The organism is Oceanibaculum nanhaiense, from assembly GCF_002148795.1.
GTDB lineage: Bacteria > Pseudomonadota > Alphaproteobacteria > Oceanibaculales > Oceanibaculaceae > Oceanibaculum > Oceanibaculum nanhaiense.
Window position 1 is genome coordinate 83613 of sequence record NZ_MPOB01000012.1, and the last position, 7529, is coordinate 91141.

Consider the following 7529-nt stretch of genomic DNA (forward strand, 5'->3'; position numbering starts at 1 on the left):
GGGCCGGCGTGTATAGTCCCTGAAAGCCGCCAGAGAGTGGTGCCAAGGGAGAGATGCGGATGGATAAGACCGACAGGGTGGTCGGCGTGCTGGGCGGGCTGGGCCCCGAGGCGACACTGGACTTCATGGCAAAGCTGCTGGAACGCACCACGGCGCTGACCGGCGCCGTGACCGACCAGGACCATCTGCACCTGCTGGTCGATTGCAATCCCAAGGTGCCGAACCGCAACCGCGCGGTGGCCGGCACCGGCCCGTCTCCGGCGCCCGATCTCGCGGCGATGGCCCGCCGTCTCGACGCCGCCGGGGCCGACCTGCTGGTGATGGCCTGCAACACCGCGCATTACTGGGAAGCCGATATCCGGGCGGCGACCGGCCTGCCGTTCCTCTCCATCCTCGATGCCACGCTGGAGGCGCTGCGCACACAGGCGCCGAAAGCCCGCACGGTCGGCGTGCTGGCGACCGAGGGCACCCGTGCGGCGCGGCTGTACGAAACTGCGCTGGAACGCGCGGGCTATTGCCCCATCGGTTTCGACGATGCGGCGCAGGCCCGGTTCATGGAGTTGCTGTACCGGATCAAGGCGGGCGAGCGCGAGGGCGATCTCCGTGCTGCCATGCGCGGCCTCGCCGGAGGGCTGGCGGAGCAGGGGGCGGATGCCATCGTCGCCGGCTGTACCGAGGTGCCCTTGGTGCTCGATGCGGGCGATCTTTCGCTGCCCTTCATCGATTCCTCCCTTGCCCTGGCCGATCTCACGGTCAGAATCGCCAAGCGGCTGCAGCCGCTTCCCGCCTTTACCGATAACAAGAAAACGACAGGAACCGCCGCATGAACCTCGCCCGCTTTCCCCGACATCGCTTCGCCCATCTGCCGACGCCGCTGGAGCCGATGGAGCAGCTGTCAAAGCATCTCGGCGGCCCCAACCTCTGGATCAAGCGCGACGATTGCACCGGTCTCGCCTCGGGCGGCAACAAGACGCGCAAGCTGGAATATCTGATGGCCGACGCGCTGGCGCAGGGGGCGAACACCATCATCACCCAGGGCGCCGTGCAGTCCAATCATGCGCGCCAGACCGCCGCCGCCGCGGCGAATCTGGGCATGGGATGCCACATCATCCTGGAGCACCGCATCGACGAGGCGCCGGGCGAATATCTGAAATCCGGCAATGTCTTCCTCGACCGGCTGTTCGGTGCCTATCTGTCGGACTGCCCCGGCGGTACCGACATGAACGCGGCAATGGCGACGAAGGCGGAGGAGCTGAAGGCGGCGGGGAAGAAGCCCTACATCATCCCTGGCGGCGGCTCCAACCCGATCGGCGCGCTTGGTTATGTGAATTGCGCCATCGAGCTGGTGGCGCAGGCCAACGAGATGGGGCTGCGCATCGACCATCTGGTGCATGCGACCGGCAGCGCTGGTACCCAGGCCGGTCTGGTGACCGGGCTTGAGGCGATCCGCTCCGGCATTCCGGTGCTCGGCATCTCGGTGCGCGCGCCGAAGGAAAAGCAGGAGGAGAACGTCTTCGCGCTGGTCGAAAAGACGGCGGCGCATCTCGGTATTCCAGGCGAAATCAAGCGCCAGTCGGTGAAGGCCAATGCCGACTATGTCGGGCAGGGCTATGGCATCCCGACCGAGGGCATGCTGGAGGCGCTACGGCTGACCGCGGAGACCGAGGGCATCATTCTCGACCCGGTCTATTCCGGCAAGGGCATGGCCGGCCTGATCGACCTGATCCGCAAGGGCCAGTTCAAGATGGGAGAGAACGTTGTGTTCCTGCACACCGGTGGCTCGGTCGGGCTGTTCGGCTATACCGGTGCCTTCGATGAGACGCTGGCCGACCGGCCCGGCATCGCCTGAGGCGATTGCGCTTCCCGGCCCGCGCTAATACCGGATGCGCGGGTCGAGGAAGGCGTAGGACATGTCGATCGCCAGGTTGATCAGCACCTTGGTCGCGGCGAACACCAGGATCAGCCCCTGCACGATGGGGTAGTCGCGCTTCAGCACCGCATCGACGGTCAGCCGCCCGAGACCGGGGATGTTGAACACCGTTTCGGTGATGACGACGCCGCTGATCAGCAGCGCGATGCCGATGCCGATCACGGTGACGATGGGCACCGAGGCGTTCTTCAGCGCATGCAGCAGCAGCACGCGCTGGGTCGCCAGCCCCTTGGCGTTGGCGGTGCGGATATAATCCTGCGCCAGCACGTCCAGCATCGAGGCGCGGGTGATGCGCGCGATCAGCGCCATGTAGGTGGTGCCCAGTGCAACGGCCGGCAGGATCAGGGTCTGGATGCACGGCCACAGCCCGTCGGCCAGCGGCTTGTAGCCCTGCACCGGCAGCCAGCGCAGCTGGATCGAAAACACGTAGATCAGCACATAGCCGGCCAGGAATACCGGTATGGCGAAGCCCAGCACCGAGATCACCATGACCAGCCGGTCAATGAGGGTGCGGGCCTTCCAGGCAGCCAGCACGCCCAGCGGGATCGCCAGCGTGACGGCCACGAACAGCGTGGCCAGCATCAGCATCAGCGTCGGCTCCAGACGCTGCGCGATCAGCGTGGTGACCGGCAGGTTGGAGAAGATCGAGACACCCAGATCGCCCTGCAGGATGTTGGCGAGCCACAGGATGAACTGCTCCCAGATCGGCAGGTCGAGGCCCAGCTTGGCGCGGATCGCTTCGATATCGGCGGTTGTCGCGTCATCGCCGGCAATCAGCGCGGCCGGGTCGCCCGGCGCCAGACGCAGCAGCATGAACACGAAAACGGCCACCACGGCCATGACCGGGATGGTGGCGAACAGCCGGCGGACGAGATAGGCGGTCATTCCTGATTTCCGAACGGTACCGGAGCAAGAAAGGAAATTCCGGCGGCCACCTTGCGAAGGCAGCCGCCGGAAGGGCGGGGAAGGGGGTTAGCCCTTCTTCTCGATGTTCCAGAACACCGTCAGGCCGGTGACCGGAACGATGCCGTCGATCTTGTCGGACCGGTAGGCGAGCGGCTGGGTCCACTGGCCGAAGCTGATATAGGGCACGACATAGGCGGCGCGCTCCTGGATCTTCTTCGCCATTGCCTTGCGCTCATCCACGGTCTTGGCGAAGGCGAACTCGCCGCGCAGCCGCTCCAGCTCCTCGTCGCAGGGCCAGCCGATATTGGCCTTATCGCAGCCCGCGCCCAGCCAGGTATTCAGCGCCGGATTCAGCGAACCGACACCCGACGAGGTGGTGACGAACATGTTCCAGCCGCCATCTTCCGGCTTTTCGCGCTTGGTGCGGCGGGCGACCACGGAACCCCAGTCGATGGAGACCGCATTCACGTTGATGCCGGATTCGCGCATGCTGGTCAGCAGCACCTGCGCGGCCGGGGTGATGGTGTGATGGTCGGTCGCGGCCAGCACATAGATCGGCTCGTTGTTGTAGCCGGCGGCCTTCAGCTTCTCGAGCGCCTTCTTCGGATTATAGTCGGCGATCATCTCCTTGCCGCTATCATCCGAATAGGGCGTGCCGCAGGTGATGAAGCTGTAGCATTCGCGGTAATATTTCTCGTCGCCGACAATGGTCTGCAGGAAGTCCAGCTGCTTGACCACGTGATACATGGCCTGCCGCGCTTCCGGCTTGTCGAAGGGCGGATGCAGATGGTTGATGCGGATCGTGCCCCAGTGGCTATCGACCTTGCCGGTATTGATGACCTTGATGCCGGGGGTCGATGACAGGATCGGCAGGAAGTCGATCGAGGGCTGTTCCAGGAAGTCAATCTCGCCGGCGACCAGCGCCTGCATCTTGGTCTGCGCGTCGGAGATCCACAGCAGCTCGATCTTGTCGACCTTCGGGATCTTGGCGCCGGAGAACACCGACGGCTTCTCGGTGCGCGGCACATAGTTCGGGTTCTTGGCATAGACCGTCTTGCTGCCTGGCACCCACTCATCCTTCAGCATCATGAAGGGGCCGGAGCCGACCGCCTCGGTCACCTGATTGTTGCCTTCTGTGCTGGCGTCCTGCGCACGCATGATGACCGGCACCATGGTGCCGGTCTTGCCCAGCGTATCGAGCACCAGACCATAGGGCTTCGACAGGACCATCTTGAAGGTCTTGTCGTCCACCGCCTCCAGCGCGGTGACGTAGTTCATCATTGCCCGCGCCGCCTGGTCCTTGCCGCCCCAGCGCTTCAGCGAGGCGATCACGTCCTTGGTGGTGACCGGCGATCCGTCATGCCATTTCAGCCCGTCGCGCAGCGTGAAGCTGTAGTTCATGCCATCGTCGCTGACCGTGTAGTCGCCGACCATCTGGGGGTGCGGCACCAGATTCTCGTCCACGCCGAACAGTGTGTCATAGATCATCATGCCGTGGATGCCGGCGATGGTCTGGGTCGTCCAGTGCGGGTCGAGCGTGCGCACATCGGCATGCATCGAGGCACGCAGGACCGACTCCGCCTTGGCAGGCAGAATGGCCACGCCGGCCAGGAGCAGGGCCGAGGCACCGCCCAAAAGAACGCGTTTAAAGGAAGATCGTGTCATCGCCATCCCCTCCAGATCCCTGTTCACGGATATTTTGCTGACTTGTTTGTCTAAATGACTAATTTACTATGCTGCCCTGAAATTGGGGGCGCAACAAAATAGAAGGCAGCCCTGCGAATAGGTTCGTTGACGTCTTCCAAGACGCGGGTTTGCATAATGAAATTGTCGGCGGCCGGTTTCTCCGGCCTGCCAGCCCGTCTTAAGCCCGCCTCGCCCACGCCCGCCTCTTCAAGGAAGCCAGCCCGTGCCGTCAGAAAACCCGCGTATCGCCCTTCTGGGATTCGCCATCGAGTGCAACCGCTTCTCCCCGGTCTCGACGGCGGCGGATTTCGCGGAGGATACCGACATCAGTGGCGAGGAGATCGTCCGTCAGGCGCGTTCGGAGAATTCCATCACCCTGCCGGACCTGCCGGGTTTCTTCGCGGAGATGGACCGCACCGGCCCCTGGACGCCGGTGCCGCTGCGCGTCGCGCTGGCGCAGCCGGGCGGACCGGTCGATCAGGCTTATTTCGAGGAACTCATGGCCGATATCCTCGACGGGCTGCGCAAGGCCGGGCCGCTGGACGGCATCTTCATTTCCTCGCACGGCGCGGCGCTGGCGACCGGTAGTGACGATCCGGATGGCGATCTGTTCGAGGCGATCCGCGGCGTGGTCGGTCCCGATCTACCGATTGCCGCCGTGTTCGATCTGCACGCGAATATTTCGCGCAAGATGATTGATAATGTGTCGGTTTTTGTCGGCTATCTGAAGAATCCGCACACCGATATTTACGACCGTGGCGTCGAGGCGGCCAAACATCTGCGCGAGCTGCTGGCGGGGGGCAAGACCGCCATCGAGATGGTGAAGCTGCCGTTGGTGCCGCCCTCCATCGCGCTGCTGACCGCGCCGGGCAATCCCTATGGCGAGATGATCGCCTACGGTCAGAGCAAGGTCGGCGGCGACATCATGAATGTCTCCGTCATGGCCGGCTTCGCCTTTTCCGACTGCCCGAAGAACGGCTTCACGCCCGTGGTGACGGCGCGCAACGGCAACCGCGCGGCGGCGCGGGCGCTGGCGCTCGACATCGCGCAGAAGGTCTGGGCAATGCGCGATCGCTTCAAGAAGCCCATGACCCCACTGTCCGAGGCCGTGGCGCTGGCCGTCGCGGCCGGGAAGGGCGCGCGCGAGCCGGTGCTGCTGGCTGATGTCGCCGACAATCCGGGCGGCGGCGGGCGCGGCAATACGATCTACATCCTGAAGGCGCTGGTCGAGGCGGGGGCACAGGGCGCGGCGCTGGGCGTGTTCTTCGATCCCGCACTGGCCGCCGAGGCGCATAGGCTGGGCAAGGGTGCGCGCTTCACCGCGACCTTCAATTCAAAGGAGGGCAACGAATTCTCGCAGGTCTTCACCGCCGAGACGGAAGTGCTGGCGCTGGCGGATGGCCCGTTCGTCGGGCGGCGCGGCATGTATCAGGACATGGCCTGCGATCTGGGGCCGGCGGCGCTGCTGCAGGTCGGCGGCGTGCAGATCGTGGTCATCACCAACCGCCAGCAATGCCTGGAGCCGATGCAGCTGGAGCTGTTCGGCGTCGATCTGTCGAAGGTGCGCTGCCTGGTGGTGAAGAGTCGCGGCCATTTCCGCGCCGGCTTCGACGAGTTCTTCACGCCGGACCGGATCTACGAGGTGGATTGCCCCGGCCTGACCTCGCCGGCACTGCATAACTTCAACTGGACCCGCCTGCCGCGCCCGGTCTATCCGCTGGACGAGCAGACAAGCTGGACCCCACCCGCCGCCTGATGCCGCCGCCTGAGGAGCCCGAAATGCGTCTGTTCTCCGCGACCATCGCCACCGAGACCAACACTTTCTCGCCGCTGCCGACCAGCCTCGACGCGTTCAAGGAGAGCGTCTGGCTGCGCCCCGGCGAACATCCCGACGATGCGCCACGCATGTGCACGGCCCCTCTGTTCGTTGCCCGCAAGCGCGCGAAGCAGGAGGGCTATACGCTGATCGAGGGCAGCTGCTTTGCCGCCAGCCCCGCCGGCACGGTGAACCGCGACGCCTATGAGTTTATGCGCGACGAGGTGCTGGACCAGCTGAAGGCGGCGCTGCCGCTGGACGGCGTGCTGTTCGGCCTGCATGGCGCGATGGTCGCGCATGGCTATGACGATGTGGAGGGTGACATTCTGGAACGCGCCCGCGCCATCGTCGGGCCGGACTGCGTGATCGGCGTGGAGCTTGACCCGCACTGCCACCTGACGCTGAAGCGGATGAAAAACGCCGACATCGTCATTCTGTACAAGGAATTCCCGCATACCGACGTGCAGGACCGCGCGGAAGACCTGCTCGACCTCGTGCTGCGCACCATCCGCGGCGAAGTGAAGCCGGTGATGTCGGTCTATGACTGCCGGCAGATCAGCAGCTATCCCACCACCCTGCCGCTGATGCGCGGCTTCGTGGACCGCATGTTCGGCCTTGAAGGCAAGGACGGCATCCTCTCGGTCTCCGCTGCGCACTGCTTCCCCTATGGCGACGTGCCGGAACTGACCGGCCGCATCCTGGTGGTGGCGGACGGCGACAAGGCGAAGGCCGATGCGCTGGCGACGAGGCTGGGCGAGGAATTCGTCTCGATGCGCGGCAAGACCATGCCGGAATATCACTCGATTGCCTCCGGTGTGCAGCAAAGCATCGAGTCCAACGTGTCGCCCGTGGTCATGGCCGATCCGGCAGACAATGCCGGCGGCGGCGCCCCATCGGATAATACCAGTATCCTGCGGGAGCTGATCGCGAAGGACGCCCAGGATGCCGCCGTCGGCCCGATCTGGGACCCGCTGGCGGTGCGGCTCTGCTTCGATGCCGGTCTGGGGGCGACCTTCCCCCTGCGCTTCGGCGGCAAGATCGGCCCGACCTCCGGCCAGCCCATCGATGCCATGGTCGAGGTGACGGCGCTGGCCCGCGACTGCCGGCAGAGCTTCGGCCCGACCACTCTGCTGGTCATCTCCTACGCGCTGGGCCATGGCAGGCAGGCGACCGGGGCGACAGTCGCGGGTG

At 65.1% G+C, this 7529-nt stretch carries 6 protein-coding genes; 4 read left to right on the forward strand and 2 right to left on the reverse strand.

Going from position 1 to position 7529, the window contains the following annotated elements:
- Positions 1 to 59 precede the first annotated feature (59 nt).
- Together cuyB and cuyA are read left to right on the forward strand one after the other, a co-directional pair.
- Complete coding sequence (gene cuyB, locus BKM74_RS16690) at positions 60 to 827, forward strand: cysteate racemase (protein WP_086466843.1); 768 nt, start codon at positions 60 to 62, stop codon at positions 825 to 827.
- Positions 824 to 1849 (forward strand): D-cysteate sulfo-lyase, encoded by a 1026-nt coding sequence (cuyA, locus tag BKM74_RS16695; RefSeq protein ID WP_086466844.1) that lies wholly within the window; start codon positions 824 to 826, stop codon positions 1847 to 1849. The genes cuyB and cuyA overlap by 4 nt, the downstream gene beginning before the upstream one ends.
- Positions 1850 to 1873: 24 nt before the next feature.
- Here the strand turns inward: cuyA and BKM74_RS16700 are convergent, their stop codons facing one another.
- Both BKM74_RS16700 and BKM74_RS16705 read right to left on the reverse strand, forming a co-directional pair.
- Positions 1874 to 2815: an ABC transporter permease gene (locus BKM74_RS16700; protein ID WP_086466845.1), complete on the reverse strand. Its 942-nt coding sequence runs from the start codon at positions 2813 to 2815 to the stop codon at positions 1874 to 1876.
- 87 nt (positions 2816 to 2902) lie between these two features.
- Positions 2903 to 4501, reverse strand: a complete 1599-nt coding sequence (locus BKM74_RS16705; RefSeq protein WP_245825976.1) for an ABC transporter substrate-binding protein — start codon at positions 4499 to 4501, stop codon at positions 2903 to 2905.
- A 244-nt stretch (positions 4502 to 4745) separates the two neighbouring features.
- Between BKM74_RS16705 and BKM74_RS16710 the strand changes: the two genes are divergently transcribed.
- Both BKM74_RS16710 and BKM74_RS16715 read left to right on the forward strand, forming a co-directional pair.
- The gene (locus BKM74_RS16710; RefSeq protein WP_086466847.1) at positions 4746 to 6278 is read left to right on the forward strand and encodes a M81 family metallopeptidase; all 1533 of its coding nucleotides are present in this window, start codon (positions 4746 to 4748) and stop codon (positions 6276 to 6278) included.
- A 23-nt stretch (positions 6279 to 6301) separates the two neighbouring features.
- Positions 6302 to 7529, forward strand: a 1228-nt coding sequence (locus BKM74_RS16715; protein WP_245825977.1) for a M81 family metallopeptidase, incomplete at its 3' end; no start/stop codon positions are given.

What these genes read in the sequence shown, in the direction of transcription:
- cuyB (WP_086466843.1), top strand. Translation starts at nt 60, where the DNA reads ATGGATAAGACCGACAGGGTGGTCGGCGTGCTGGGCGGGCTGGGCCCC.
- cuyA (WP_086466844.1), top strand. Translation starts at nt 824, where the DNA reads ATGAACCTCGCCCGCTTTCCCCGACATCGCTTCGCCCATCTGCCGACG.
- BKM74_RS16700 (WP_086466845.1), bottom strand. Translation starts at nt 2,815, where the DNA reads ATGACCGCCTATCTCGTCCGCCGGCTGTTCGCCACCATCCCGGTCATG.
- BKM74_RS16705 (WP_245825976.1), bottom strand. Translation starts at nt 4,501, where the DNA reads ATGACACGATCTTCCTTTAAACGCGTTCTTTTGGGCGGTGCCTCGGCC.